25 protein-coding genes are annotated in these 25,566 nt (G+C 68.9%); 15 read left to right on the forward strand and 10 right to left on the reverse strand.

Going from position 1 to position 25,566, the window contains the following annotated elements:
- The first annotated feature begins 11 nt into the window (after positions 1-11).
- Genes sppA through murI form a run of 3 tightly spaced genes read left to right on the forward strand, consistent with a single transcriptional unit; the run spans position 12 to position 3,566 of the window.
- Positions 12-1,895: a signal peptide peptidase SppA gene (gene sppA, locus K344_RS0102935; protein WP_028079423.1), complete on the forward strand. Its 1,884-nt coding sequence runs from the start codon at positions 12-14 to the stop codon at positions 1,893-1,895.
- A 10-nt stretch (positions 1,896-1,905) separates the two neighbouring features.
- Positions 1,906-2,787, forward strand: a complete 882-nt coding sequence (locus tag K344_RS19845; protein WP_051361816.1) for an alpha/beta fold hydrolase — start codon at positions 1,906-1,908, stop codon at positions 2,785-2,787.
- Complete coding sequence (gene murI, locus K344_RS0102945; RefSeq protein WP_028079424.1) at positions 2,784-3,566, forward strand: glutamate racemase; 783 nt, start codon at positions 2,784-2,786, stop codon at positions 3,564-3,566. The genes K344_RS19845 and murI overlap by 4 nt, the downstream gene beginning before the upstream one ends.
- Before the next feature lie 125 nt (positions 3,567-3,691).
- Here murI and nadC read toward each other — a convergent pair whose 3' ends face one another.
- From nadC to K344_RS0102965, 4 genes are all read right to left on the reverse strand, one after another.
- Entirely contained in the window at positions 3,692-4,555 is an 864-nt protein-coding gene (gene nadC, locus K344_RS0102950) for a carboxylating nicotinate-nucleotide diphosphorylase (RefSeq protein WP_028079425.1), read from the reverse strand.
- Positions 4,552-5,247: a DedA family protein gene (locus K344_RS19850; RefSeq protein WP_051361817.1), complete on the reverse strand. Its 696-nt coding sequence runs from the start codon at positions 5,245-5,247 to the stop codon at positions 4,552-4,554. Before K344_RS19850 ends, nadC begins: the two co-directional genes overlap by 4 nt.
- A gap of 25 nt (positions 5,248-5,272) precedes the next feature.
- Complete coding sequence (gene argF, locus K344_RS0102960; RefSeq protein ID WP_028079426.1) at positions 5,273-6,166, reverse strand: ornithine carbamoyltransferase; 894 nt, start codon at positions 6,164-6,166, stop codon at positions 5,273-5,275.
- 118 nt (positions 6,167-6,284) lie between these two features.
- Complete coding sequence (locus K344_RS0102965; protein WP_028079427.1) at positions 6,285-6,860, reverse strand: superoxide dismutase; 576 nt, start codon at positions 6,858-6,860, stop codon at positions 6,285-6,287.
- Between the two features lie 176 nt (positions 6,861-7,036).
- Between K344_RS0102965 and grxD the strand changes: the two genes are divergently transcribed.
- On the forward strand, positions 7,037-7,363 hold the full coding sequence (gene grxD / locus K344_RS0102970) for a Grx4 family monothiol glutaredoxin (protein ID WP_028079428.1): 327 nt from the start codon (positions 7,037-7,039) through the stop codon (positions 7,361-7,363).
- A 90-nt stretch (positions 7,364-7,453) separates the two neighbouring features.
- On the opposite strand, the gene K344_RS0102975 is transcribed toward grxD, so the two are convergent.
- Entirely contained in the window at positions 7,454-7,999 is a 546-nt protein-coding gene (locus tag K344_RS0102975) for a DJ-1 family glyoxalase III (protein WP_028079429.1), read from the reverse strand.
- Between the two features lie 137 nt (positions 8,000-8,136).
- Here K344_RS0102975 and K344_RS0102980 point away from each other — a divergent pair, with 137 nt between their 5' ends.
- Together K344_RS0102980 and K344_RS19855 are read left to right on the forward strand one after the other, a co-directional pair.
- Positions 8,137-8,511, forward strand: a complete 375-nt coding sequence (locus K344_RS0102980) for a TfoX/Sxy family protein (protein ID WP_028079430.1) — start codon at positions 8,137-8,139, stop codon at positions 8,509-8,511.
- 16 nt (positions 8,512-8,527) lie between these two features.
- Positions 8,528-9,289, forward strand: a complete 762-nt coding sequence (locus K344_RS19855) for a competence/damage-inducible protein A (RefSeq protein WP_043113664.1) — start codon at positions 8,528-8,530, stop codon at positions 9,287-9,289.
- 7 nt (positions 9,290-9,296) lie between these two features.
- Here the strand turns inward: K344_RS19855 and K344_RS23800 are convergent, their stop codons facing one another.
- A complete protein-coding gene (locus K344_RS23800) occupies positions 9,297-10,163 on the reverse strand; it encodes a DMT family transporter (protein ID WP_028079431.1) in 867 nt (288 codons plus the stop codon).
- Between the two features lie 133 nt (positions 10,164-10,296).
- Between K344_RS23800 and K344_RS24260 the strand changes: the two genes are divergently transcribed.
- The 4 genes from K344_RS24260 to nadA all read left to right on the forward strand — a co-directional run bounded on the left by K344_RS24260 (position 10,297) and on the right by nadA (position 14,851).
- A complete protein-coding gene (locus K344_RS24260; protein WP_051361818.1) occupies positions 10,297-11,382 on the forward strand; it encodes a sensor histidine kinase in 1,086 nt (361 codons plus the stop codon).
- Between the two features lie 86 nt (positions 11,383-11,468).
- Positions 11,469-11,765, forward strand: coding sequence for an FmdB family zinc ribbon protein (locus K344_RS0103000; RefSeq protein ID WP_028079432.1), 297 nt, complete (start codon positions 11,469-11,471; stop codon positions 11,763-11,765).
- 171 nt (positions 11,766-11,936) lie between these two features.
- Complete coding sequence (gene aspS / locus K344_RS0103005; RefSeq protein WP_028079433.1) at positions 11,937-13,721, forward strand: aspartate--tRNA ligase; 1,785 nt, start codon at positions 11,937-11,939, stop codon at positions 13,719-13,721.
- A gap of 32 nt (positions 13,722-13,753) precedes the next feature.
- Positions 13,754-14,851, forward strand: a complete 1,098-nt coding sequence (nadA, locus tag K344_RS0103010) for a quinolinate synthase NadA (RefSeq protein WP_028079434.1) — start codon at positions 13,754-13,756, stop codon at positions 14,849-14,851.
- A gap of 189 nt (positions 14,852-15,040) precedes the next feature.
- On the opposite strand, the gene K344_RS0103015 is transcribed toward nadA, so the two are convergent.
- The 3 genes from K344_RS0103015 to trxB form a co-directional block, all read right to left on the reverse strand.
- The gene (locus K344_RS0103015) at positions 15,041-15,514 is read right to left on the reverse strand and encodes a C40 family peptidase (protein ID WP_245586088.1); all 474 of its coding nucleotides are present in this window, start codon (positions 15,512-15,514) and stop codon (positions 15,041-15,043) included.
- Positions 15,511-16,143: a glutathione S-transferase family protein gene (locus K344_RS0103020; RefSeq protein ID WP_051361819.1), complete on the reverse strand. Its 633-nt coding sequence runs from the start codon at positions 16,141-16,143 to the stop codon at positions 15,511-15,513. Before K344_RS0103020 ends, K344_RS0103015 begins: the two co-directional genes overlap by 4 nt.
- 119 nt (positions 16,144-16,262) lie before the next feature.
- Positions 16,263-17,219 carry a thioredoxin-disulfide reductase gene (gene trxB / locus K344_RS0103025; RefSeq protein ID WP_028079437.1) on the reverse strand — a complete coding sequence of 319 codons (957 nt, stop codon included), beginning with the start codon at positions 17,217-17,219 and terminating at the stop codon, positions 16,263-16,265.
- Between the two features lie 265 nt (positions 17,220-17,484).
- Here trxB and phoB point away from each other — a divergent pair, with 265 nt between their 5' ends.
- The 3 genes from phoB (at position 17,485) to K344_RS24765 (ending at position 20,928) form a co-directional block, all read left to right on the forward strand.
- Positions 17,485-18,177 (forward strand): phosphate regulon transcriptional regulator PhoB, encoded by a 693-nt coding sequence (phoB, locus tag K344_RS0103030; protein ID WP_211234461.1) that lies wholly within the window; start codon positions 17,485-17,487, stop codon positions 18,175-18,177.
- A gap of 10 nt (positions 18,178-18,187) precedes the next feature.
- On the forward strand, positions 18,188-19,615 hold the full coding sequence (gene phoR, locus K344_RS0103035) for a phosphate regulon sensor histidine kinase PhoR (protein ID WP_084196894.1): 1,428 nt from the start codon (positions 18,188-18,190) through the stop codon (positions 19,613-19,615).
- A gap of 89 nt (positions 19,616-19,704) precedes the next feature.
- Entirely contained in the window at positions 19,705-20,928 is a 1,224-nt protein-coding gene (locus tag K344_RS24765) for a GGDEF domain-containing protein (RefSeq protein ID WP_169729226.1), read from the forward strand.
- A gap of 42 nt (positions 20,929-20,970) precedes the next feature.
- On the opposite strand, the gene K344_RS19870 is transcribed toward K344_RS24765, so the two are convergent.
- Entirely contained in the window at positions 20,971-23,736 is a 2,766-nt protein-coding gene (locus K344_RS19870) for a protein kinase domain-containing protein (RefSeq protein ID WP_051361821.1), read from the reverse strand.
- 78 nt (positions 23,737-23,814) lie between these two features.
- On the opposite strand from K344_RS19870, the gene K344_RS0103050 reads away from it, so the two are divergent.
- Together K344_RS0103050 and K344_RS0103055 are read left to right on the forward strand one after the other, a co-directional pair.
- Positions 23,815-24,810: a hypothetical protein gene (locus tag K344_RS0103050; protein WP_157622728.1), complete on the forward strand. Its 996-nt coding sequence runs from the start codon at positions 23,815-23,817 to the stop codon at positions 24,808-24,810.
- Entirely contained in the window at positions 24,797-25,561 is a 765-nt protein-coding gene (locus K344_RS0103055; protein ID WP_028079441.1) for a hypothetical protein, read from the forward strand. Before K344_RS0103050 ends, K344_RS0103055 begins: the two co-directional genes overlap by 14 nt.
- Positions 25,562-25,566: the final 5 nt, after the last annotated feature.

Consider the following 25,566-nt stretch of genomic DNA (forward strand, 5'->3'; position numbering starts at 1 on the left):
ACAAGGCAGTCATGAGTGACACTCACAATCCGGTGCGCGGCCGTTCGGTGCTTGGCCGCCTGTTCCATTTCCTGTGGATGCTGGTCAGCGGTCTGCTCAAGCTGATCATCATCGTCAGCGTGCTCGGCACACTGGCGATCGCATGGTTCGCGCTGCGCAGCGGCCACGGCGCCAAGGTGGAAGACAACATGCCGCTGGTGCTGGCGCCGACCGGCGCGCTGGTCGAGCAGATCGACGAGGACCCGGGCCAGCGCCTGCTGCAGAACCTCAACGGTCAGCCGCCGCAGCAGTCCTCGCTGCGCGATCTGATCGACGCGCTGGACGCCGCCAAGGACGATCCGCGCATCCCGTTCGCGGTGCTCAAGCTCGATGGCCTGAGCGACGCCGGACTGCCGCAGCTCGAGGAACTGGTCGCGGCGATGAAGGAATTCCGCGCCAGCGGCAAGAAGATCATCGCCTGGGGGCCGTCATACGAGCAGGCGCCGTACTACGCCGCGGCGCAGGCCGACGAAATCGTGCTGGACCCGATGGGCAGCCTGTCGATCGAAGGCTTCAGCACCTACAACAACTACTTCAAGGACGGCCTCGACAAGCTCGGCGTCGACGTGCACGTGTTCCGCGTCGGCGAGTACAAGTCGGCGGTCGAGCCGTTCACGCGCAACGACATGTCGCCGGACGCGCGCGCCGCCAACGTCGACTGGCTCGGCGATCTGTGGAAGGACTACGGCAAGGGCATCGGCGAAGGCCGCAAGCTGCCGGAAACCGCTGCCGACGACTACGTGCGCAAGCTGGGCGCCGGCCTCGAGGCGCACGGCGGCGACAATGCCGCCTATGCCAAGGCCGCCGGCCTGGTCACCAGCGTCGAGACGCTCGGCGACTTCCGCAAGCGCATGGGCGCGCAGGTCGGCATGGACGACGACCTCGGCAGCTTCCGCCAGATCCACTATCTCGACTATCTCGCGGCGATCGACTACGAAGCGTCCAAGAAGAAGCAGAGCGCGAAGAACACGATCGCGATGGTCGCCGTGCAGGGCGAGATCGTCGACGGCAGCGGCGAAGTGGGCCAGGCCGGCGGCGACGCGATCGCCGATCTGCTCGACCGCGCGCGCCGCGACGAGGACATCTCCGCCGTCGTGCTGCGTGTCAATTCGCCGGGCGGCAGCGTGTGGGCCTCCGAGCAGATCCGCCGCGCGGTCGATGCGCTGAAGGCCGACGGCAAGCCGGTCGTGGCGTCGATGTCGACGGTCGCGGCAAGCGGCGGCTACTGGGTATCGATGGACGCCGACCAGATCTTCGCGCACGACTCGACGGTGACCGGCTCGATCGGCATCTTCGGCATGATTCCGACCATCGACCGCGGCCTCGCCAAGCTCGGCGTGCACACCGACGGCGTCGGCACCACGCCGCTGGCCGGCACGCTGCGCATCGACCGGCCGATGTCGGCGGAACTGAGCCACATCATCCAGGCGCAGATCGACAAGGGTTATCGCGATTTCATCGGCGGCGTGTCGAAGGCACGCAACATTCCGGTCGACAAGGTCAACGAGATCGCGCGCGGCCGCGTGTGGAGCGGCGAGAAGGCCAAGCAGCTGGGCCTGGTCGACGCGATCGGCGGACTCGACGAGGCCGCCGACGCGGCGGCCAAGCTGGCCGGCATCGAGGACGGCGAGTACGAGCTCGAGGAAATGACGCCGGAGCGCGATTTCGCCAGCGAGCTGCTGTCGCGCTTCTCCGGCGAGGCGCGCTACGCCTGGATGCCGGCGCGTACCGCGAGCTGGCTGCGCACGATGCTGGAGAAGACCGACATCGAGCACTGGCTGTCCTCGTTCAACGATCCGCGCGGCATGTACGCGCAGTGCTTCTGCACGCCGCAGCAGGGCGGACGCGGTCGCTGATCGCGCGGCGATGCCGAAGCTGCGCGTCGACGATTTCGACATGCATTACGTGGAGGCGGGCGCCGGCCCGCCTCTGCTGCTGATCCACGGTCTCGGCGGCAGCCATCTCGACTGGGAGCACCAGATCGCGCACTTCGCGCGGCAGTACCGCGTCATCGCCCCCGATCTGCGCGGCTTCGGGGCGAGCGGCGCCGGACGTCGCCTGTACTCGATCCGCCGCCTGGCGCGCGACGTCACCGCGCTGCTCGCGCAGCTCGGCGTCGAGCGCTTCGCGCTCGTCGGCCATTCGATGGGCGGCGCGGTCGCCCAGCAGCTCGCCCTCGATACCGAGGGCCGCGTGCAGAAACTCGTCGTCGCCAACAGCATGCCGATGTTCCGCCCGCAGACGCTGCGGCACTGGATGGAATTCTCCTACCGCTGGGCGGTGATGGGGCTGCTCGGCCCGGCGCGTCTCGCGCGCATCGGCGCCTGGCGCATGTATCCCGGCGACGCGCACGCCGCCGAGCGCGAGAAGAGCATCGCGCGCGGCGCGCGCAACACGCGCTATGCCTATCTCGCGGCGCTCGCCGCGCTCGGCCGCTGGTCGGTGATGCTGCGCCTCGGCCAGCTGCGCATGCCGGTGCTGGTCATCGCGTCCGAGCACGACTACTTCACGCGCGAGGAGACCTTGCGCTTTGCGCATGCGCTGCCGCGCGGCCGCTTGCGCATCATCGCCGGCGCGCATCACGGCTTGCCGGCGGAAATGCCCGAGGTCTTCAATGCGCTGGTGACACGCTTCCTGCGCGCGCCGCACACGGTGCGCGACCAGGCGCCGCGCCACGCGGCGGCGGGCGGCGAGACGCCCGCGCACGCAGCGGCGGCCGTGCTCGCCGAGACGGGCGGCGAGCCGTGAACGAGGGCGGGGCTGCGCCGATCGGCGTCTTCGATTCCGGCGTCGGCGGTCTTTCGGTGCTCGCCGACCTGCGGCGCGAGCTGCCGCACGAATCGTTCATCTACTACGCCGACAGCGGCCATTGCCCTTACGGCGGCAAGCCGGCCGCCGAGATCGCGGCGCGCGCCTTCGCGATCAGCGACGAGCTGATCGCCGCCGGCGCCAAGCTCATCGTCGTCGCCTGCAACACGGCGACGATCGCCGCCGTCGAGCAGCTGCGCGCGACCTATCCCTTGAGCTTCGTCGGCATCGAGCCGGCGATCAAGCCGGCCGTGACGCAGACGAAGTCCGGCGTGGTCGGCGTGCTGGCCACCGGCGCGGCGCTGGCCGGCGACAAGTTCCTGCGCCTGCAGGCGCAGCACGGCGGCAAGGTGCGCGTCATCACCCAGCCTTGTCCGGGGCTCGTCGAATACGTCGAGCGCGGCGAGCTGGAGGGGCCGGCCGTGCGGGCGCTGGTCGAGCGCTATGTCGAGCCGCTGCTGCGCGACGGCGTCGACACTCTGGTGCTCGGCTGCACGCACTATCCGTTTCTGCGACCGCTGATCGCCGACGTCGCGGGATCGGGCGCGACCTTAATCGATACCGGCGCCGCAGTCGCGCGCCAGACGCGGCGCGTGCTCGATCGAGAGGGCTTGCTCAGCGCGAGCAGCGCACCTGGCAGCCTGCAATGGCGGACCAGTGGCGATCGCACCGTGGTCGCGCCGGTTGTCGAAAGGCTGTTGACTCTTTCGCCGAAGTAGAAGGCGCCGAAGAAGCGTCGCGAGCGAAGGCAGCTCGTGCGAGGACGGAGCACGGCAAGCGCAACGTACATCGGTACGTGAGCATTGCGAGCACCGCCCGCGTGCAAGATGCCGAGCGCAGCAGCTTATTCGTCGCTTTCGAAGCGCATCGACAGATCGACGGCGCGCACGTGCTTGGTGATGGCGCCGATGGCGATGCGGTCGACGCCGCATTCGGCGATCTCGCGCACGCTTTCGAGCGTCGCGCCGCCGGAATATTCGATGACGGTCCTGCCGCCGCGCGCGCGGTGCGCGCGCGTGAGCTGGACGGCCTCGCGGATCTGCGGCAGCGTGAAGTCGTCGACGAGCAGCAGGTCGACGTCGGCGTCCAGCGCCGCGCGCACCTGGTCGAAGTCCTCGGCCTCGGTCATCAGCGGCACGCCGGCGTCCAGGGCGCGCGCGTTGGCGATCGCTGCGCGGATGCCGCCGGCGGCGGCGACGTGGTTTTCCTTGATGAGGATGCCGTCGTAGAGGCCGATGCGGTGGTTGATGCCGCCGCCGCAGAGCACGGCGTATTTCTGCGCGTTGCGCAGGCCGGGCAGGGTCTTGCGCGTGTCGGCGATCCGGCAGCCGGTGCCGGCGATGGCGTCGACGTAGCGGCGCACGCTGGTCGCGGTACCGGACAGCGTCTGCAGGAAGTTCAGCGCCGGCCGCTCGCCGCTCAGCAGCGGCCGCGCCGGGCCGCGCAGGGTGTAGAGGCGCTGGTCGGCCCGCACGCGCTCGCCTTCGCCGACATGCCAGGTGATGACGATGGCCGGATCGAGCTGGCGGAACACTTCGTCGACCCAGGGCCGGCCGCAGATCACGGCGTCCTCGCGCGAGATGACGTGCGCGACCGAGGTCTGTGCGGCCGGCACCAGCCGCGCGGTGACGTCGCCGCTGCCGATGTCCTCGGCGAGGGCGCGGCGCACGCAGTCGGCGACATCGGCGGCGTTGGGAGCAGGAATCATGGCGCGGTTTCCGGTGTGGCGTTTTTCGGATGGCCGCTTCCGGCTCGCTGCCGCCGGCGGCGCAGTTCGCGGCGCTCCTGCACGGTGCGATGCCGGGCGTCACGGCGCAGCAGCCAGACCAGCGCGGCGACGAGCAGCAGGGCGACCAGGACCAGCAGCACGGTCTTGCCGCGCTTGAGCCAGAGCAGCAGCCAGTCGTGGTTCTCGGCGCCGTAGTAGCCGAGATAGACCCACAGCGGCACGCTGATCAGCGCGGCGAGGCCGTCGAGCGCGAGAAAGCGCCAGAACGGCACGCGGCGCGTCATGCCGGCGGTGAGGTAGATCGGCGTGCGCAGGCCGGGAAGGAAGCGGGCGATGAACATCAGGCGGTTGCCGTGCAGCCGGTAGAGCTGTTCGATGCGCAGGTAGCGGCGCGGCGTGACGAGCCAGGCGATCCAGCGCAGCTGCCGTGCGCGTTCGCCGAAGTGGCGGCCGACCCAGAACATCAGCGCGTCGCCCGACAGCACGCCGGCGATGCCGACCAGGCACATCAGATGCACGTTGGCGGCGCCGACGCCGGCGATGATGCCGCCGGCCGCCAGCGTGATGTCCTCGGGCACCGGCAGGCCGCAGCCGCAGGCGAGCAGCATCAGCAGCACGGCGAGATAGCCGTTGGCGGTGAACAGGCCGATCAGCGTGTCGAGCAGTTGCACGGCAAGTGCGGCGCGGCGGCGGCTTCTACTGCAGCAGGAACTCGAGCAGGGCCATCTGCGCCCACAGACGGTTCTCCGCCTCGTCGTAGATCACCGACTGCGGACCGTCGATGACCTCGGCGGCGACTTCCTCGCCGCGATGCGCGGGCAGGCAATGCAGGAAGATCGCCTCGGGCCTGGCCAGCTTCATCAGCGCCGCGTCGACCTGATAGCCGGCGAAGGCCTGCAGGCGCTTCTGCGTCTCCGCTTCCTGTCCCATGCTGGTCCAGGTGTCGGTGACGATCAGATCGGCGCCCGTCGCGGCGAGCTGCGGCGTGTCGACCAGCTCGACGGCGCCGCCGGCGGCGCGGACCAGCTGCGCGTCCGGCGCGTAGCCGATCGGCGCGGCGATCTTCAGCTTGAACTCGAACAGCGCCGCGGCTTCGATGAACGAGTGGCAGACGTTGTTGCCGTCGCCGATCCAGGCGGCGGTCTTGCCGCGCGGATCGCCGCGGTGCTCGAACCAGGTCTGCAGGTCGGCGAGCAGCTGGCAGGGATGATGCAGATCGGAGAGCCCATTGATGACCGGCACGCGCGAATTCGCGGCGAGTTCCTGCTGATCGCGCTGCGAGTCGTTGCGGATCATGATGGCGCTGCACATGCGCGACAGCACCTGCGCGGTGTCGCTGATCGGTTCGTCGCGGCCGAGCTGCGTCGCCGCCGAATGCAGGAACAGGGCGTGACCGCCGAAGCGCGCCATGCCGGCCTCGAAGCTGACGCGCGTGCGCGTCGAATTCTTGGTGAAGATCATCGCCAGCGTCTTGCCGGTGAACGGCCGGTAGCCGGTGTCCGTCTGCCGCTTCAGCGCGCTGGCACGGGCGACGACCTGCCGCGCCTCGGCGGGTGCGAGATCGGACAGCTTGAGGAAATGGCGCGGCATGACAACTCTCTTCTACGTCGGCAGCGGACGCGGCGACATCGAAAAACGGCGAGGGCCGCGCAAGCGCGGCCCTCGGCCCAACAGGCTGGGGGATTTTACCCCAACGGGCAAGATCTCATCAGGCGAGATTCTTCTCGGCGAAGTCCCAGTTGGCGAGCGCCCAGAAATGCTCGAGGAAGCTCGGGCGGGCGTTGCGGTAGTCGACGTAGTAGGCGTGCTCCCAGACGTCGCAGGTCAGCAGCGGCTTCTGGCCCTTGGTCAGCGGGTTGTCGGCATTGGCGGTCGTGGTGATCGCCAGCGAGCCGTCGGCGTTCTGCACCAGCCAGGCCCAGCCCGAACCGAACTGGCCGATCGCGGCCTCGGTGAACTGCTTCTTGAAATCCTCGACGCCGCCGAACTGTTTGACCAATGCGTCGGTCAACTTCTTGCCCGGGGCCTTCTGGTTCGGGGTCAGCGAGTTCCAGAAAAAGTTATGGTTCCAGACCTGCGCGGCATTGTTGAAGATCTTGCCGGAGGACTTCTTGACGATGTCCTCGAGCGCCATGTTCTCGAATTCGGTGCCGGCGATCAGCTTGTTGCCGTTGTCGACATAGGCCTTGTGATGCTTGCCGTAGTGGAAGTCGAGCGTTTCGGCGGACATGTGGGGAGCGAGCGCGTCGCGGGCGTACGGAAGCTCGGGAAGAGTCAAAGCCATGTGATTTTTCCTCGTGGTGCTGGTTCGGCGCGGAAAGCGCTTACTGGCTCGTGGGGCCTCACAAAATAGGCGAATACCACCAGCGATATCAATACCAGAGGAAAAGACCGGCAGCAGCGCGCGAGGCGCGCGCGTATAATCCGCGGCCGTCTGGACTCCTCGTCTCGGAGAGCACCATGGATGCCCTGGAAAGAATCAAGAAGCAAGTCACTGACAACCCGATCATTCTGTACATGAAGGGAACGCCGGATTTCCCGCAGTGCGGCTTCTCGGCGCGTGCCGTGCAGGCCCTCAAGGCCTGCGAGGTGCCGTTCTCCTACGTGAACATCTTCGAGGACGAAGAGATCTATCGCGCCCTGCCGAAGTTCGCCAACTGGCCGACCTTCCCGCAGCTCTACGTCAAGGGCGAACTGGTCGGCGGCTGCGACATCACGCTCGATCTCTATCAGAGCGGCGAGCTGCAGAAGATGCTCAGCGAGGCGGTCGGCAAGAAGGCCGCCTGAAGCCCGCCGGATACGGAAAACGCCCGCTTTGAGCGGGCGTTTTCGTTTGCCGGCCCGATCGCGCCGCGCCGGCATTTTGCACGGCGCCGCTCAGCGCTCGGCGAGCATCGCCGTCGCCACGTCGTGGCGGGTGACCTCGCCGGCGAGCTTCTCGAGCAGGCCGAGGCCGAAGTCGATCGCCGTCGCCGGCCCCTGGCTGGTGATGCAATGGCCGTCGGCGACCACCGGCTGGTCGACCCAGTGCAGCAGCTGATCGCGGAAGGCCGGGTAGCAGGTCGCCTGCTTGCCGTCGAGCAGACCGTGCGGCGCCAGCGCCAGCGCCGGCGCGGCGCAGATGCCGCCGAACCAGCGATGCGCGAGACGCTGCGCCTTCAGCTTCTCGACGAGCGGCGCGTGCGCGCCGAGCGCGCGCGCGCCGGCCTCGCCGCCCGGCAGGACGATGGCGTCGAACTCGCGGCCGGCGACCTCGTCGAACAAGGCGTCGGCGAGCAGCGCGATGTCGCGGGTGCCGCGCACCTCGCGGCTTTTGCCGATGGCGGCCACGGTCGCCTCGATGCCGCCGCGGCGCAGGACATTGACGATGGCGACGGTTTCCAGCGATTCGGAACCATCGGCGATCGGGATCAGCACGTTCATCGCTTTTTCTCCGGTGCGTGAAGCGTTTTGTTATCGGTGCCGCAGCATGACGGCAGGGACGCCGTGCCGGCAAGCGCTGCGAGCCGGCCGCGCGTCGTCGTAAGATCGCCGGCATCCGTCCCCGGTCGAGGAAACGCATGGCGCGCCGCAGTGAATTCGTCGCGTATGTCTGCGAACTGCTGGCGCCGCTCGGCGCGCTGCGCGCCAAGGCCATGTTCGGCGGCTGGGGGCTATACGCCGACGAGCTGTTCTTCGCCATCGTGCTCGACGATGTGCTGTATCTGAAGGCGGACGACGAGAGCCGCGAGCGTTTCGTCGCCGCCGCGCAGCGCCCCTTCACGGTGACGATGCGCGGCATCGAGCAGCGCATGGATTACTACACGGTGCCGGAAGCGGCGCTCGACGACGGCGACGAACTGCTGCCCTGGGCGCGTCTGGCGCTGGCGGCGGCGCGGCGCAAGGCGGCGCGCGGCACGCGCGTCGCGAACAGGCCGGCGCGCCGCCGGCCATGAAGTGCAGGGAGACGACATGAAGGTGGGTCTGCTCGTCATCGGCGACGAGATTCTCAGCGGCAAGCGGCAGGACCGGCATTTCGCCAAGGTGATCGAGCTGCTGCGCGCGCGCGGTATCGAGCTCGGCTGGGCGCAGTTCCTCGGCGACGACGAGGCGGCGATCGCCGCGGCGCTCGCCGCGGCGGCGGCGCGCGGCGACGTCGTACTGTCCTGCGGCGGCATCGGTGCGACGCCGGACGACTGCACGCGGCAGGCCGCGGCGCGCGCTTTCGGCGTGCCGGTGGAGCGGCACCGCGAGGCCGAGGCGCTGATCACCGGACAGTACGGCGCCGCGGCGTTTCCGAACCGCGTGCTGATGGCGGATTTCCCGCGCGGCGCGGCGCTGATCCCGAATCCGGTGAACCGCGTCGCCGGCTTCTCGATCGGCCGCTGCTATTTCGTGCCGGGCTTTCCGGAGATGGCGTGGCCGATGCTGGAATGGGTGCTCGACACCGAGCTGCGCGCGCTGCATCGCGCCGATCCGGACGTCGAATTCCGCCTGCGCGTGATCGGCACCAGCGGCGAGGGCGACCTTCTGCCGCTGATGCAGGAGACGCTGCGCGTGCAGCCGCAGATCAAGCTGTCGAGCCTGCCGTCGCGCGGCGGCCCCGAGCGGCCGCGCCACATCGAGTTCGGCTTCAAGGGGCCGCGCGCCGCCGCCGCGGCCGCCTACGCGCACTTCCTCGACGGCCTGTCGGCCTGGCCTGACGCGCGGGTCGAGGTGCTGGCGGCGCCCTGAGCGCGCCTCAGGCGGTGCGCGGCGCCGCGCGCCGGCTGATCAGCACGCAGGTCGCGATCACCAGCGCCACGCCGAGCCCGGCCCAGCGATCGAGGCGTTCGCCCCAGAGCAGCCAGGCCAGCGCCGCCGAGAACAGCACCGAGGCATAGGTGAAGGGCCCGACCTGCGCGGCCGGCGCCCAGCTGTAGGCGCGCGTCAGGTGCAACTGGCCGACGGTGGCGGCGATGCCGGCGGCGATCAGCAGCAGCAGCGCGCGCGGCTCCGGCGTCTGCCAGCGCCACGGCAGCGGCAGCGCGGAGACCAGCGTCGCCAGCAGGGCGAAGTAGAAGACGATGCGCTCGGCCGGCTCGGAATCGGAGATGCGGCGGACGCTGACCATGGCGCAGGCGGCGAGCAGGCCCGAGCCGGCGCCGACGATGCCGGCGAGGCCGAGCGCGCCGAAGTCGTTGCCGCGCGGATGCACGATGAGCGCGACGCCGGCGAGACCGATGAGCGCGGCCGGAAAAGCCATCGCCGTCGGCCGCTCGCCGAGCCACCACCAGGCGATGAAGGGCAGCCACAGCGGCGTCGAATAGGTCAGCAGCATGGCCGAGGCCAGCGGCAGCTGGGCGATCGCGTAGAAAAAACAGTACATCGCGGCGACGCCGAAGACCGAGCGCCAGAGGTGGCCGCCGAGGCGCCGCGTGCGCAGGCCCTGCGATCCGTGTCGCAGCAGCCAGGGCGCAAAAGCCAGTAGGCTGACCGCGCAGCGGATGAAGACCACCATCTCGTTGGCCGTGGTCGCCGCGGCGGCCTTGATGCAGACGCCGGTCGCGGAGAAGGCGGCGGCGGCATACAGCGCGTGCAGGGCGCCGCGGCGAAGATCGTTGCGCATCGTGGGCCAGGGGCGGCGAAGGAGGATCGGTGAACGGCGGTTTTTCAGGGGACGAACGGAATGTCTGGCCGCCGCCGCGCATTCTACGATCGCCGCGGCGGTCGCAGGATGCACCGGCTTTTGCGCGGAACTCATGGAATCAGTGAACACGCTGTCGCTTCTCCACGGTCTCGTCGCGGCGGCCTGCCTGCTCGCCGCGGTCGCCGGCCTGTTCGCGACGTGGAACGCGCGCCAGCGGCCGTTCGACTGGCCGCGGGCCGGGGCGATCTGCGTGCTGCTGGCGATCGGCGGCTGGATCATGCTGTCGGCCGGCCAGTTCGAGCAGCGCCTGCTGATGGCACTGTGCGCGGCCATGCTGATCAGCTGCGCCGGCCTGTTCGCCGCGCACTGGATCGGCCATCTCGGCGAGGCCGAGGAAATGGCGGCGGACCACTCGGTCGAGAAGCTGCGCGAGGAACTGCTGCTGCGCGAGGCGGCCGAGCAGCATCTGCGTTCCGCGCTGGCCGACTACCGGCGCTCGGCGGCGGATTTCGAGCAGTTCGCCTACGCGGCCTCGCACGATCTGCAGACGCCCTTGCGCAACATCGACGGCTTCGCCCGCCTGCTCGCGCAGCGCTATGGCGACACGCTGGAGGGCGACGCGCGCATGTACCTGCAGTACATGACGCAGGGCGTGCAGCAGATGCAGCAGCTGGTCGACGCGCTGCTGCAGCTGTCGCGCGTCGGCCGCAGCGAGGCGCGCATCGAGGAAAAATCGCTCGACGAGGATCTGCGTGTGGTGCGCGAGCAGCTGGCCGGCGAAATCGAGCGGCTCGGCGCGGAGATCATCGCGCCGGACCTGCCGACCGTCACCGCCGATCACGCGCTGCTCGTGCAGCTGTTCCAGAACCTCATCGGCAACGCGCTGAAGTTCCAGCCGCCGGGCCAGAAACCGCGCGTCACCATCCGCGCGCGGCGGCAGAACGAAGACTGGCATTTCACGCTCACCGACAACGGCATCGGCATTCCGGCCGCGGAAGTCGACCACGTCTTCGCGCCATTCCGGCGCCTGCATCCGCACGAGGAATTCGCGGGCACCGGCATGGGTCTGGCGATCTGCCGCAAGATCGTGGCCCATCACGAGGGCGAAATCTGGGCCGAGCCGCATGCCGGCGGCGCGCAGATCCACCTGATCCTGCCGCAGCGGGCGCGTCTCGCCCCGCGCACGGCGTCGGGCTAGCGCTGGACCGCGGCACCCGGCTTCTTGAAAATACGCGCCGCCGCCCCCAAGGCGGTGCCGGTTCACCCAGTTTCTCGAGGAACGTCATGCCGATTTACGACTACCACTGCACAGCCTGCGGTGCCGACACCGAGGTCATGCACAAGATCTCCGATCCGCCGGCCCAGGACTGCCCGGAGTGCGGCAAGCCGGGGCTCGTCAAGCAGGTCTCCGCGGCCGGCTTCCGTCTGAGCGGCGGCGGCTGGTACGAGACCGACTTCAAGTCCGGCGGCAAGAAGAACCTCGCCGACAAGGGCGGCGGCGAGAAGAGCGGCGGCGCCGAGGCCTGCGCGCCGGGTGGCTGCGCGGCGCCGGGCTGCGCCGCCAAGAGCGAAGCGGCGTAAGACGCGCGCTGCGGGCCGGCGCGTCGCCATGCGGCGCGCCGGCTTTTGGCATTCCGGCGCGTCAGCACGCCCCCACCGCACGCGGTTACACTACGCGCCCCGTAGCCGGGGCCTCCGCCCCGTCCCCGAAACCCCAGATCCGCCGGCGCGGATTCTCTCCAGAACTCATCGATGCGTAGTCACTATTGCGGCCAGGTCACCGAAGCGCTGACCGGAGAAACCGTCACCGTCTGCGGCTGGGTTCATCGCCGGCGCGATCACGGCGGCGTGATCTTCATCGACCTGCGTGACCGCGAGGGCCTGCTGCAATGCGTGTTCGATCCGGACACGCAGAAGGCGTTCGCCGCCGCCGACAAGCTGCGCTCCGAATACGTGGTCAAGATCACCGGCCGCGTGCGGCCGCGCCCGACCGGCACCGAGAATGCGAACCTGACGACCGGCAAGATCGAGTTGCTGGCCAAGGAATGCGAGCTGCTGAACAAGGCGGAAACCCCGCCGTTCCACATCGACGACGAAACGGTCGGCGAGGACACGCGCCTCAAGTACCGCTACCTCGACCTGCGTCGTCCGCAGATGCAGAAGAACCTGCGCCTGCGCCACGACGTCATCAAGCGCATCCGCGATTTCATGGATGCCAACGGTTTCGTCGATGTCGAGACGCCGATCCTGACCAAGGCGACGCCGGAAGGCGCGCGCGACTATCTGGTGCCGTCGCGTACACACCCGGGCAAGTTCTTCGCATTGCCGCAGTCGCCGCAGCTGTTCAAGCAGCTGCTGATGATGTCCGGCCTCGACCGCTACTACCAGATCGCGCGCTGCTTCCGCGACGAGGACCTGCGCGCCGACCGCCAGCCGGAATTCACGCAGCTCGACGTCGAGACCTCGTTCCTGAGCCAGGAACAGATCATGGCGCTGATCGAGGGCCTGGTGAAGGATCTGTTCAAGGCCGTGCTCGACGTCGATCTCGGCACGCTGCCGCACATGAGCTTCGAGGAGGCGATGCGCCGCTACGGCTCCGACAAGCCGGACCTGCGCAATCCGCTCGAACTGGTCGATGTGAAAGACCTCGTCGCCGACGTCGATTTCAAGGTGTTTTCGGCGCCGGCCAGTGATCCGAAGTGCCGCGTCACCGCGCTGCGCGTGCCGGGCGGTGCCAGGCTGTCGCGCGGCGAGATCGACAAGTACACCGAATTCGTCAAGGTCTACGGCGCGCGCGGTCTCGCGTACATCGTCGTCGACGACAAGGCCAAGGGCCGCGACGGCCTGCGTTCGCCGATCGTCAAGAACTTGCACGACGCCGCCCTGACCGGCATTCTCGAGCGCACCGGCGCACAGACCGGCGACGTCATCTTCTTCGGCGCCGACAAGAGTAAGATCGTCACCGATGCTTTAGGCGCTTTGCGCCTAAAGCTTGGACAAGACTTGGGTCTTACCCAAAGCGCCTGGAAGGCGCTTTGGGTGGTCGACTGGCCGATGTTCGAGTGGGACGAGGACGACGGTCGCTGGGTCTCGCTGCACCATCCGTTCACCGCGCCGAAGCCCTTCGATGCGGCGGCGCTGCGCGCGAATCCCGGCGCGACGCTGTCGCAGGGCTACGACATCGTGCTCAACGGCGTCGAGATCGGCGGCGGTTCGGTGCGCATCCACGCGCCGGACGTGCAGCAGGCGGTGTTCGACCTGCTCGGCATCGGCCCCGAGGAGCAGAAGGAGAAATTCGGCTTCCTGCTCGAGGCGCTGTCGTTCGGCGCGCCGCCGCACGGCGGCCTGGCGATCGGCCTCGACCGCCTCGTCATGCTGATGGCCGGCGGCCAGTCGATCCGCGAAGTGATCGCCTTCCCGAAGACGCAGACCGCGCACGATCCGCTGACCTCGGCGCCGAGCGAGGTCGACCTGCGCCAGCTGCGCGAACTGAGCATCCGTTCCACGGTGCAGCCGAAGGAAACGGCGGCGGCCTGAGGCCGGCGCCAAGCCCGTAGTGGAGGTGTGAGATGGCAGCAGCCCTGAAGATCGAAGAATTCAATCTGCTCGACGACGGCGAATGCGATGCGCGCATCGTCGCCGCCAAGAAGATCCTCGGCGATCGCCTGTGCATCCTCGGTCACCACTACCAGCGCAACGAGGTGTTCAAGCACGCCGATTTCACCGGCGATTCGCTGAAGCTCTCGCAGCTGGCGGCGACCACGCAGGCGGATTTCATCGTCTTCTGCGGCGTGCATTTCATGGCCGAAGTCGCCGACATCCTCACGCACGGCAAGCGCACGGTGATCCTGCCGGACCTCGCCGCCGGCTGCTCGATGGCCGACATGGCGAACCTGGTCAAGGTGCGCAGGTGCTGGGCCGAGCTGTCGGAAGTCCTCGATCCGGACCAGTGCGTGACGCCGGTCACCTACATCAATTCAGCCGCCGATCTGAAGGCCTTCTGCGGCCAGCACGGCGGCATCGTCTGCACATCGAGCAATGCACGCGCCGTGCTCGAATGGAGCTTCGCGCGCCGCGAGAAGGTGCTGTTCTTCCCGGACCAGCATCTCGGCCGCAATACCGCGAAGAACATGGGCATCGCCCTCGACGAAATGGTCGTCTGGGATTTCAGCAAGCCGCTCGGCGGCAATACGCCGCAGCAGATCAGGGCCGCGAAGATGATCCTCTGGCGCGGCTTCTGCTCGGTGCACCAGATGTTCCAGCCGACGCACATCGAGAACTTCCGCAAGCGCGTGCCGGACGGCAAGGTCATCAGCCATCCGGAGAACGCGCTCGCCGTCTGCGAGGCCAGCGATTACGTCGGCTCGACGGAATACATCCTGCGCACGGTGCGCGCCTCGCGTGCCGGCGATCACTGGCTGGTCGGCACCGAGCTGAATCTCGTCAACCGCCTCGCCGACGAGATGAAGGAGAAGGGCGTGACGGTGGAGTTCATGTCGCCGACGGTGTGCATGTGCTCGACCATGTTCCGCACCGATCCGCAGCATCTGGCGTGGACGCTCGACAATCTCGTCGCCGGCCGGACGGTGAACCGCATCCGCGTGCCGGAAGACGTCGCGTCGCCGGCGCGCGCGGCGCTCGATCTGATGCTCGAAGTGGTCGACTGAGCGGCGCGCGGGAGCGATCGGCCGCTTCTGCGGGTCCTCGCTGATCCCGCCTGCTGCTTGCGCCTTGCGGCGACTGACTTCCGTTTGCAAGGAAAAGCAGGGCGTCCGAAACGGCGAAACGCAAGCTTCGACACGAAGCCGATGCGGCAGCGTGGCGGCGCGCCCATTCACGGCACGGCGATGCGGGAGTCAAGGCAACACGCGCACCGCGTCGACGAAGTGCCGTTTCCAGTATTCGAGATGCACGCCGGCGACGATCACGGCGCGGCCGCTGGCGGGTGCGTGCACGGCCTCGTCGTCGCCGAGATAGATGGCGACGTGATCGATGCCGCGACCACTGAAGCTGTAGAAGAGCAGATCGCCGGGCACCGCATCCTCGAGATCGATCTTGCGGCCGAGCTTGTGCTGTTCGCGTGTCGTGCGCGGCAGGGCAATGCCGGCCTGGGCGTAGACGTATTGCACGAGGCCGCTGCAATCGAAGCCGGCCGGCGAGGCGCCGCCATAGCGATACGGACGGCCGACCTGGCCGAGCGCGTCGAGCACGATTTCGCGCCGCGTCGCGTCGTTCGCCGGATCGGGACGCACATGGCCCGCGCAGGCGGCCAGCGTCAGCAGCAGGAGCAGCGCCGCGATGCGCGACGCGCGCAGGGCCGGACCGCTCACGTCGGCTGCGGCGCCGTCTTCTGCATCGATGGCCGCTCGCCGAACTGCGTGTACCAGGCGGCGAGGGCATCGTGGCCCTTGCGCCATTCGAGATACGGCATGCGGAAATCGAGATAGCCGAGCGCGCAGCCGATGGTGATCTCGACCGTCGTCGGCGTCTCCTGATTCAGTTCCGCCGCTTCCTCGTCGAGCCGTGCGACCGCGCGCTGGATCGCCGCGACCTGACGGTCGAGGAACACCTGGTAGATGATGCCTTCCGGCCGGCGCTTCTCGTTGGTCGAGGCGACGGCGGCGTCGATGATGCCTTCGGCGAGGTACTGGCGGCGCAGCGCCGCCCAGCGCTTGGCGCCGCTCGGCAACGCCGCCATGCCGTGGCCGCGCGTGAACAGGTAGCTGATGATCAGGTTCGAATCCGGCAGCGCCTCGCCCTGTTCGGTGATCAGCACCGGCACCTTGGACAGCGGGTTGATCGCCAGGAATTCGGGTGGCGCCGCGTAGGGATCGACGTCGACCTCCTCGATCTGCCCGGCGAGACCGAGCTCCTCGATCACCGCACGCACGCGCCGCGTGTACGGCGACGCGAGGTTGCGGTAGAGCCGCATCTTGTTATTGCTTTCGGTTTCGCTCATCGGCTGCAGCGCTGGAGGCGGACGGCCGATTATCCGCTATCGCCGCGCATCGGCGCATGTTAAGGACGCCCCGCAAGCGGGGCTTGCGCGGCGCCGGACCGCGGCCGTCGCGGCGCGGCTCAGCCGAGCGCGAGCTTGTCGAGATAGCGTTCCGCGTCGAGCGCGGCCTGGCAGCCGGTGCCGGCCGAGGTGATGGCCTGGCGATAGACGTGATCCATGACGTCGCCGGCGGCGAACACGCCCGGCACGCTGGTCGCCGTGGCGTCGCCGTTGGTGCCGGAATGCACCTGGATATAACCGCCGTTCATCTTCAGCTGGCCTTCGAAGATTGCCGTGTTCGGCGAGTGGCCGATGGCGATGAACACGCCTTTGAGCGCGATGTCGCGGCTCGAACCGTCCTTGAGATTCTTCACGCGCATGCCGGTGACGCCGGAGTCGTCGCCGAGCACCTCGTCGAGCGTCGAGTCCCAGACGATCTCGACCTTGCCCTCGGCCTGCTTCCTGAACAGCTTGTCGTGCAGGATCTTCTCGCCCTTGAACTTGTCGCGGCGGTGCACGACGGTGACCTTGCTGGCGATGTTGGCCAGATACAGCGCTTCCTCGACGGCGGTGTTGCCGCCGCCGATCACGGCGACTTCCTGGCCCTTGTAGAAGAAGCCGTCGCAGGTCGCGCAGGCTGACACGCCCTTGCCGCGGAACGACTGCTCGCTCGGCAGGCCGAGATACTTGGCGCTGGCGCCGGTGGCGATGATCAGCGCGTCGCAGCTGTACTCCGCTTGATCGCCCTTGAGGGTGAAGGGGCGCTGCTGCAGATCGACCGAGTGGATGTGGTCATAGATGAAGGTCGTGTCGAAACGCTCGGCATGCTTCTGCATGCGCGCCATGAGGTCCGGTCCGAGCAGGCCTTCGACGTCGCCCGGCCAGTTGTCGACCTCGGTCGTCGTCATCAGCTGGCCGCCGACTTCGAGCCCGGTGATCAGCACCGGCTTGAGATTGGCGCGCGCCGCATAGACCGCGGCCGTGTAGCCGGCCGGCCCGGAACCGAGGATGACGAGACGATGGTGCTGCTTGCTCATGGGCTTTCCGTTCTTATGGCGCGGTCTTGTCCGGGCCCTGTCTGGGGGCGTTGCCGTCGGGTGCAAGTGGTTGCGAGGGACCGCGCAGCGCGGCGTGGCGCGCATCGTAAGCAGCGCCCGCGCGCAGGTCAAAACCTCCTTGCCGATGTCGTCGATCGGACAGTTCCGTGACGATCCGCCGGCAAGCGCTTGTTTGTACAGCCTGTCATCGAAACGTCACCCATTGTTCATATGCTCTTTCTGTCATTAAATGGAAGCTATGGCGATGCACGGGAAACTGATACTGGTCATCGACGACGAAGGTCCGATCCGCGAGATGCTGCGCTTCGCGTTGTCGCGCGCCGAATTCCGCGTCGTCGAAGCCTCGGGCGCCCAGGAGGCGCGGCTGCGCATCGCCGACGAGCGTCCGGACCTGATCCTGATGGACTGGATGATGCCGGGCGTGTCGGGCATCGAGTTGACGCGCGAACTGAAGAGCCAGCCGATGACGCGCGACATCCCGATCATCATGGTGACCGCCCGCGTCGAGGAAGAGGACAAGATCCGCGGCCTCAACATCGGCTGCGACGATTATGTGTCGAAGCCGTTCTCGTACCCGGAATTGATCGCGCGCATCCAGGCCGTGCTGCGCCGCGCGACGCCGGGCGGCGAGGAGGAGCGCCTGGCGATCAACGGCCTCGAGGTCGATGCCGCCAGCCAGCGCGTCACCGCCAAGGGCCAGCCGGTGCGGCTCGGTCCGACCGAATACCGCCTTCTGCACTTTTTCATCAGCCATCCCGAACGCGTCTACACGCGCGAGCAGGTGCTCGATCGCGTCTGGGGCCAGAACGTCTACGTCGAGGAGCGCACGGTCGACGTGCACATCCGCCGCTTGCGCAAGGCGCTCGAACCGTTCGGCTACGACGAAATGATCCAGACCGTGCGCGGGTCGGGCTACCGTTTTTCCGACAAGATCTGAAGCGGCCGGCATGACGCAGCCGACGACAGGGCCGGGCGCGCCGTCCGACGAACAGCAGGCCGAGTCGGCGTCGCGTCCAGGCGATGATTTTCCGTCCGCCGAACTGTGGTGGCGCGGCATCGCCAAGCTGGCGACGGTGGCCGCCGCCGGCACCGGCGCCGGACTGATCTTCGCGCGTCCCGCGCTCGGTGCCCTGCTGGCGATTCTCGCCTACGGACTGCTGCAGCTGCGCCAGCTGATCCGCCTGCGCGCCTGGCTGCATGCGCCGAAGCGTTATTTCCTGCCGGACATCGGCGGGCTGTGGGGCGAGGTGTTCGATCTGCTGATCGACCTGCAGCGCAAGAATCGCAAGCGCAAGAAGAAGCTGTCGCTGATGCTCGCCGAATTCCAGGCATCCACGGCGGCGCTGCCGGACGGCGCCGTGGTGCTCGGCGAGCGCGGCGAGATTTCCTGGTTCAATACCGCGGCGCGCCAGCTGCTCGGCCTGCGCGCGCCGCAGGATCTCGGCATCCGCGTGCCGAACCTGATCCGCCACCCGAGTTTTACCGAATTCTTCGAGAAGGGCGACTTCGAGCACGAGACCGAGGCGCCGTCGCCGCTCAACCGCAACCGTCTGCTGTCGCTGCGCATCATCCCCTATGGCAACGAACAGAAACTGCTGATCGTCCGCGACATTTCCGAGCGCCGCCAGCTCGAGGCGGCGCGTCGCGATTTCGTCGCCAACGCCTCGCATGAACTGCGCACGCCGCTGACGGTGCTGCGCGGCTACCTCGACCTGATGGACATGGACACGCACGGCAGCGGTCCGCTCGCCAGCTGGCGCTCGCCGGTGCAGGAAATGCGCAACCAGGCGCTGCGCATGGAGGCGCTGGTCAACGACATGCTGAAGCTGGCGCGCCTCGAAGGCGAGCGCGCGCACATGCGCGAAGAAGTGCTGCAGGTGCCGATGCTGGTCGCACGCGCCGTCGAGGAAGCGCGCGCGGTGTCGAAAGGCCAGCATCGCTTCGAGCAGCAGGTCGCTGCCGACCTGCTGTTGCTCGGCGGCGAGACCGAGCTCTACAGCGTCATCATCAACCTGCTCACCAATGCCGTGCGCTACACGCCGTCCGGCGGCGTCATCCGCGTGAGCTGGGAGCGCCGCCACGGCAACGCCTGTTTCGCCGTCGCCGATACCGGCATCGGCATCGCCGCCGAGGACATTCCGCGGCTGACCGAGCGGTTCTACCGCGTCGACGTCGGCCGCTCGCGCGCGTCCGGCGGCACCGGCCTCGGCCTGTCGATCGTCAAGCACGCGCTCGAATGCTTCGACGCGACGCTGGAGATCGAAAGCGAGCTCGGCGTCGGTTCGACCTTCATCTGCGTCTTCCCGCCGCACCGCATCGCCGAGCCGAGCGGCGACGCGCTGCCCGCCGCACTCAGCGACGGCGGCAAGCCCTGACGGCAGCCAGACCACACCGTTGATCCGCCCGGATGCGCCGGCCGCAGGCTGCGGCGTCCGGTGCGGTGGCGGCGGCCGACAATGGCGGGATGCAGCTGGACGCCCGCACCCTGTATTTCGTCATGTTCCTGACCTCGGTCGTGCTGGGCGTGGCCGAGCTGCTGTTCTTCATGCGCCGTAGGGAGCACCGCGGGGTCGGCTGGTGGGCGGCGGCGAACCTGCTCGGCGCGCTGGGCATGCTGCTGGTCGGCCTGCGCGACGTGATTCCCGCGCTGTGCTCGATCGCGCTCGGCAACACGCTGGCGATCGTCGCCCTGCTCGCGGCCTGGTTCGGCGTCCTGGCCTACGACGGGCGCCAACTGCCGCTGCGGTTCGCGACCGGATTCGCCGTGCTGCTGTTCACCGTGCTGGCCGTGCCCTCGGCCGTCAGCCAGAACCTGAGCGCGCGCATCATCGTCGTCGGGCTGGCGATGGCCGTGATCGAGGCCGCGAACGCGTGGAGCGTACGGCGCATCGCGCGGCGCGACGGCTCGATCGCGGCGGCGATCTGCGCGGCGCTGATGCTGCTCTGCGCGTCCGTCAACCTCGTGCGCAGCCTCTACGTGGCCATGGCCGGCGCGGGAACCGATTACATGGGCCACAACGCGATCCACGCCTGGGCGATCTTCCTGCTGGTGCCGGCGCTGGCGGGCTGGAACATGGGCCTGATGATGATGTCGGCCGAACGCATCCAGCGCGCGCTGGCGCAAGCGGCGCGCACCGACGGCCTGACCGGCGCGCTGAATCGCGACGGCTTCCGCGAACGGGTGCACGCGCAGCTGACGCACGTCGTGCGGACCCGCCGTCAGGCGGCGCTGGCACTGATCGATCTCGATCACTTCAAGACGATCAACGACCGCGCCGGTCATGCCACGGGCGATCAGGTGCTGCTGCTCTTTGCGCAGGTTGCGCGACAGCAGTTGCGCGAGGCCGACCTGCTGGCGCGCTACGGCGGCGACGAGTTCGCCGTGCTGTTCGACGGCATCGACGCCGATCAGGCCGAGCTCGTCGCCGCGCGCCTGTGCCAGCGCTTCGCCGCGGCGGCCGTCGGCATCGTGCCGGGCCTGCGGCCGACGCTGAGCATCGGCGTCGCGGCCTTCGATCCCGGCATGTCGCTCGACACGCTGGTCACCCTGGCCGACATCGCGCTGTATCGCGCCAAGAGCGGCGGTCGCGATACGGTGGCGCTGGTGCGCGATCTGCAAGGCATCGACAGCGACGAGTACCGGACCGGGGCGGCAAAGCGCGCGCCGGCGCCGCTGCTGTTCGATTGAGCGCCGCAAACAAGCGCGCCCGGACGCAGGACGAATATCCGCTCAGTGCAGCTTCTGGCTGCCCTCGTCGTGCTTGAGCCGTGCTTGCGCCTGCGCCACCAGGTCCCCGTCGTGCTGGCGAAAAATCGCCAGATCCGGCGCCATCTTCCGGCTCAGCTCGGCCACCGCTGTGCGCAGCAGCGGCAGCGCGGCGGCGGCGTCGCCGCGCTCCAGCGCGAGACGTCCCGCTTGATAGTCGAGCAGTGCCTGCGGCGCTGCAGGCGCCGGCAGGAAGCCGTCGGCCAGGCGCGCGGCGTCGATGCCTTGCAGCAGCGCTGCGACCTCGGCGGGACGATGCAGATCGAGCAGACAGGCGGCGAGGTTGTAGCGGGCGCCGAGCAGCAGCGGGTGGTCGGCCGCATACAGGCTCCGCGAAAGTTTCAGTGATTTGCGCAGCAGCGGCTCGGCCGCCTGCGGATCGCCGGCGAAACGGGTGTAGACGCCGAGCGTGCTGAGCGCGATCTGCGTCTGCTCCGAATTTTCGCCGCTCAGTCTGGCGTAGCCCTCGTACACCTCGGTCGCCACCGGCAGCGCCTGCGCGTACTGATGCCGCGCGCCGTAGAGGCCGGCGAGAATGCTGCGCACCATCAGCGCGCGGCGGCTGTCGCGGCCGAGGCCGGCGTCGAGCGCGGCGATCGCCGGCGGCAGCAAGGCCATGGCCTCGTCGTAGCGCTGCTGGATCATCAGGTTGTTGCCGAGCACGGCGCTGGTGAACTGAGTCTTCCAGTGTGTCGCGCCCCAGTGCCGCGTCTGCCGGGCGACGAGATCGCGCAGCAGGGCCTCGCTCTCGGCGATGCGGCCGCCGAGGCGCAATGATTCGCAGAGATTGAACTCGATGCGCTCGCGGAACGTGGCATCGGCGTCGGGCAGCGTCTGCATCAGCGCCCAGGCCTTGCGGTCCAGTTCCAGCGCGGCCCCGCCGTCGAGCCGGTCACTGGCGATCTGGCTCAGCGCCTCCCAATAGCGGATCTGCGTCTCCGGGTGCGCCGGTGCCAGGCGCGCCACGTCCGCCGCCGCGTCCTTGAGCACCGCCGCCGCCTCGTCTTCATGCCCCTGGCGCGACAGGCACCAGCCGAGGCGGATGCGCGCCTCGCTCAGCGCGAGTACGTCCACCGGCTGCGCCAGCAGGTACGCCGCAATCGCCTGGCGCCCTTCGGCGATCGCCGCCTCCCAGTCGGCGAGGCCGGCCAGCGCTTCCTCCATCGCCTGGTGCAGGGCGGCGCGGATTTCCGGCGCCTCGCCGAAGCGCTGCTCGATGTGCGGCAGCGCCGACTTGGCGGCGTCCATCACGGTGACGCCGGAGCGGCCGCTGACGGCGGGATTGGCGGCGCCGATCAGATCCTGCGCCATGAAGTCGTCAACGGCGCGGGCAACGCGGTACTCCCGTTCCAGCTGTCGCGCCGTGTCGGCCGCGCGCAGATAGAACCACAGGCTCACGCCCAGGCCGAGGCCGAGCGTCGCGATGACGGCCAGCAGCAGCGGGCGGCGCGCGCGGCTGCGCTCCAGCGCGCGCTCCGCCGCCTCGGCACGGCGCGCGGCCGTCTGCGCTTCCTCGCGCTGCAGCCGGCGCTCATCGCGCCTGTTCAGCCGCGCAGTCAGCTCGGCCACGCCGGCCAGGCGCAGCGCGGGATTGCCATGCGTGGCTGCGGCGATGTCCTCGCGCAGCAGCGGATCGTCGATGTCGGCTTCCCAGCCCGGCGCGAGGGGCTTGCGCAGGTCCGCGCCGGCGATCTGATAGAGCAGCACGCCGAGCGCGTAGACGTCGCTCTGCACGGTCGGCGCGCGGCCCTGCACGAGCTCGGGCGCGAGGTAAAGCGGCGTGCCGCTGCTCGAATTCGGCGCCTGCGTCTGCGTGAGCCCGAGCGCGGTGATGCCGAGTGCCGCGAGCTGCTGCTCGGGATCGAGCAGCCGTCCGCTGCCGAAGTCGGCGAGACGCAGTTGCCAGCCTCCGTTCTTCGCCACGACCAGCACGTTGCCGGGCTTGAGATCCTTGTGCAGCACGCCGACGCTGTGCGCGGCGGCGAGCGCGCCGGCGATCTGCAGGGCGAGTTCGAGGCGCTGCGGCAGCGTCATTTGCGCCAGGCGCGTGCCGCCGTCCCAGTCGGTCAGGTTTTCGCCCGCATAGGGATATTCCAGGAAGAACGGCGCGCTTTCGAAGTTCCAGTCGAGCACGCCGACGATGTCCTCGCGCTCGCCGAGCGCTTCGAGCAGCACGCGGCACAGCGTGGCCTCGCGCTTGAGGGCGGCGAGCTGCGCGCCGTCGGCGCTGAACTTGTAGACGCGCGCCTGCTGTGTCTTGTCGTGGCGTGCGAGCCACACTTCGCTGCCCACCGTGCTCGCGAGCTGCTTCTCCAGCAGGAAGTGCTCGCGTCCCGGCACCGCTTCGCCGGCGCGCAGATCGAAGCGGCTGGCGAGCCGCCGGCCCACCGCCACGCGCTCGACGCGCCCGCTGAGGCGATAGCCGACGCGCGGCTGGGTGAGCAGCAGCGCCGCGTTGCTCTCGCCGAGCGCCTTGCGCAGCTTGGCGATGGCGTTCGGCAGGACATTCTCGACGGTCACGCGGCCGGCCCAGACCGATTCGAGAATCTCTTCCTTGGTCACGACCTCGCCCGCGTGGCGCAGCAGGAGCGCCAGCACCTGCAAGGGTCGCGGCTCCATGTCGACGGGCAGGCCGCCGACGCGCAGCTCGAGACGTGCCTCGTCGAACTCTACGCTGCCGAAACGGTAGCGGTACAGCTGCGCGCCGCCGGGCTGTGCCTGAAGTGTCATTCGCCGTTTCCCCGATGCCCCCGTGCATTCTCGCATCCCGGATGCCGCGCGAGAACGTCTGCCGTTAGAAAAACGTTAGTGCGTCGTGAATACGCGCCGCTGCGTAATCTTCAGGATCGGCTCCTGCCTTCAAAAGCGAGTGAGTCCGCCATGTCCATTTTCAGAAACCGGCGTATGGCGTTCGCCGCCGCACTGGCGTTCGTGTCCGGCTGCGGCGGCCACGATGCCGCGCCGGCGGCCGGCGCCGACCCAGCCGCGCCTGACGCCAGCCCGGCCATGCCGCATTGCCCGGTCGCGGTGCGCAAGGATCTCGCCGGGCCCGACATCGTCGGGCTCAAGCTCGGCATGACGCTGCCCGAGGCGCTCGGCACCGCGCGCTGCGCGCTCGGCGGGGATGCCCGGGTCAAGCCCGAGAACCAGTGGCTCGATCATCTCGACACCTACGGCGTCGAGCTCGGCACGCAGAGCTTCGCGGTGAAGAAGGGCGAGAGTCATCCCTGCAACTACCAGAAAGAATGGCAGTCCTGCGATGGCGCCATCAAATGGGAGCGGGTCGACGAAATCGTCACCGTCGCCACGCCGGGCGCGCCCGGCCACGAGAAGGCCGTGGCGGTCTGGCGGGTGCGGAATTTCCGCGACGGTCAGATGCCGCCCGTGCAGACCATCGTCGATGCGCTGGTCGCCAAGTACGGCCCGCCGCAACGCACACAGGACTCGGACCAGCCCAACGGCTATACCGCTGGCTACCGGGAGCTCGAATGGATACAGGATCGTCGGGGCGCGCCGCTGGCCGATCCCAATCCGCTCTACCGGCAATGCCTGGGCGCGGTCCATGCCTATGGCGAGCAGACCGATGTGCAGTGGAAGGACGGCTGCGGGCTCAACGTCTGGGCGCGCATCTCGCTGAGCGGCAAGAATCCCGGGCTCGCGCTGGAGTTCGACAGCGCGATGGTCCAGCAGAGCGATCTCTACGCCCACGCCGAGGCCACGCAGAACGCGCTGCGGCAACTCGGCCAGGCGCGACGCGAGGCAGAAGTCAAGAACGCGCAGGCAGGCAGCGATGTGCACCTCTGATCTGCGCCACGCCGTCGGCGGTGCCGCGCTGGCGCTGTTGTCCAGCCTGCTGGCTGCCTGCGGCGCGCCGGAATCGCCGGCGGCGTCGGGCGCGCCACACGCGGACGCATCGTCGTCGGGCCGGCCGGCGGCCGTTTCCGCGTCCGCGCCGGCTGGTACCGGCGCCGCGGGCGGGCAGTCGCTCGTCAACCCGGACGCTCTGCAGATGGTGCTGCTCGGCTACCGCCTGCTCGGCCGGCAGCCGCCGTTCGCGGAGTGGGCGGCCGCGCAGTACGCGGTGCAGTCGGCCAATGAGTTCGATCGCCCCGCCGCCTTGCAGCGCGAGCAGCAGCGCTTGCAGGCGGTCTACGCAAGCACCGCCGGCGTCGGCCGCCTGCGCCTGCAGGTATCGGCAAACCTGAGCGAGTACGACGCGGGGCGCGGCGGCTACTACCTCGATGCGTTCTCGCCCGGCACCTTTTTCACGTTCACGGCGCAGCCGGACTCGCACCATGAGGAGAAGGTCAGCCTGAGCGTCGACAACGACGCCGAGCTCAACTTCTGGCCGCTCGATGCGGACGCCGCGCGGCAGGTGCTGGAGAAGAACGGCGGCTCCCGCTCGGTCACGCTCGACAGCGAGTTCCTGCTCGCGGGCGCGACGCAGCGCAGCGACGGTCCGGTCATCGGCGCGCGGCTGCAGCGCTACGCGATCATTGCCAGCCGCTACGGCCAAGCCAGTCAGCTCGGCGCGCGCGTGATCGAGTCCCAATGAGGGCT

Origin of the sequence: Solimonas soli DSM 21787 (assembly GCF_000474945.1) — a bacterium.
Classification (GTDB): Bacteria; Pseudomonadota; Gammaproteobacteria; order Nevskiales; family Nevskiaceae; genus Solimonas; species Solimonas soli.

Bases quoted from the DNA above. Each gene is read 5' to 3' on its own strand.
- nadC (WP_028079425.1), bottom strand. From the start codon at position 4,555: ATGATTCCTGCTCCCAACGCCGCCGATGTCGCCGACTGCGTGCGCCGC.
- argF (WP_028079426.1), bottom strand. From the start codon at position 6,166: ATGCCGCGCCATTTCCTCAAGCTGTCCGATCTCGCACCCGCCGAGGCG.
- K344_RS19855 (WP_043113664.1), top strand. From the start codon at position 8,528: ATGAAGGTGGGTCTGCTCGTCATCGGCGACGAGATTCTCAGCGGCAAG.
- aspS (WP_028079433.1), top strand. From the start codon at position 11,937: ATGCGTAGTCACTATTGCGGCCAGGTCACCGAAGCGCTGACCGGAGAA.
- K344_RS24765 (WP_169729226.1), top strand. From the start codon at position 19,705: ATGCAGCTGGACGCCCGCACCCTGTATTTCGTCATGTTCCTGACCTCG.
- K344_RS19870 (WP_051361821.1), bottom strand. From the start codon at position 23,736: ATGACACTTCAGGCACAGCCCGGCGGCGCGCAGCTGTACCGCTACCGT.
- nadA (WP_028079434.1), top strand. From the start codon at position 13,754: ATGGCAGCAGCCCTGAAGATCGAAGAATTCAATCTGCTCGACGACGGC.
- grxD (WP_028079428.1), top strand. From the start codon at position 7,037: ATGGATGCCCTGGAAAGAATCAAGAAGCAAGTCACTGACAACCCGATC.
- trxB (WP_028079437.1), bottom strand. From the start codon at position 17,219: ATGAGCAAGCAGCACCATCGTCTCGTCATCCTCGGTTCCGGGCCGGCC.
- K344_RS0103020 (WP_051361819.1), bottom strand. From the start codon at position 16,143: ATGAGCGAAACCGAAAGCAATAACAAGATGCGGCTCTACCGCAACCTC.
- K344_RS0102980 (WP_028079430.1), top strand. From the start codon at position 8,137: ATGGCGCGCCGCAGTGAATTCGTCGCGTATGTCTGCGAACTGCTGGCG.
- K344_RS0103055 (WP_028079441.1), top strand. From the start codon at position 24,797: ATGTGCACCTCTGATCTGCGCCACGCCGTCGGCGGTGCCGCGCTGGCG.
- phoR (WP_084196894.1), top strand. From the start codon at position 18,188: ATGACGCAGCCGACGACAGGGCCGGGCGCGCCGTCCGACGAACAGCAG.
- K344_RS0102965 (WP_028079427.1), bottom strand. From the start codon at position 6,860: ATGGCTTTGACTCTTCCCGAGCTTCCGTACGCCCGCGACGCGCTCGCT.
- K344_RS24260 (WP_051361818.1), top strand. From the start codon at position 10,297: ATGGAATCAGTGAACACGCTGTCGCTTCTCCACGGTCTCGTCGCGGCG.
- sppA (WP_028079423.1), top strand. From the start codon at position 12: ATGAGTGACACTCACAATCCGGTGCGCGGCCGTTCGGTGCTTGGCCGC.
- K344_RS0103000 (WP_028079432.1), top strand. From the start codon at position 11,469: ATGCCGATTTACGACTACCACTGCACAGCCTGCGGTGCCGACACCGAG.
- K344_RS0102975 (WP_028079429.1), bottom strand. From the start codon at position 7,999: ATGAACGTGCTGATCCCGATCGCCGATGGTTCCGAATCGCTGGAAACC.
- K344_RS23800 (WP_028079431.1), bottom strand. From the start codon at position 10,163: ATGCGCAACGATCTTCGCCGCGGCGCCCTGCACGCGCTGTATGCCGCC.
- phoB (WP_211234461.1), top strand. From the start codon at position 17,485: ATGCACGGGAAACTGATACTGGTCATCGACGACGAAGGTCCGATCCGC.
- K344_RS19845 (WP_051361816.1), top strand. From the start codon at position 1,906: ATGCCGAAGCTGCGCGTCGACGATTTCGACATGCATTACGTGGAGGCG.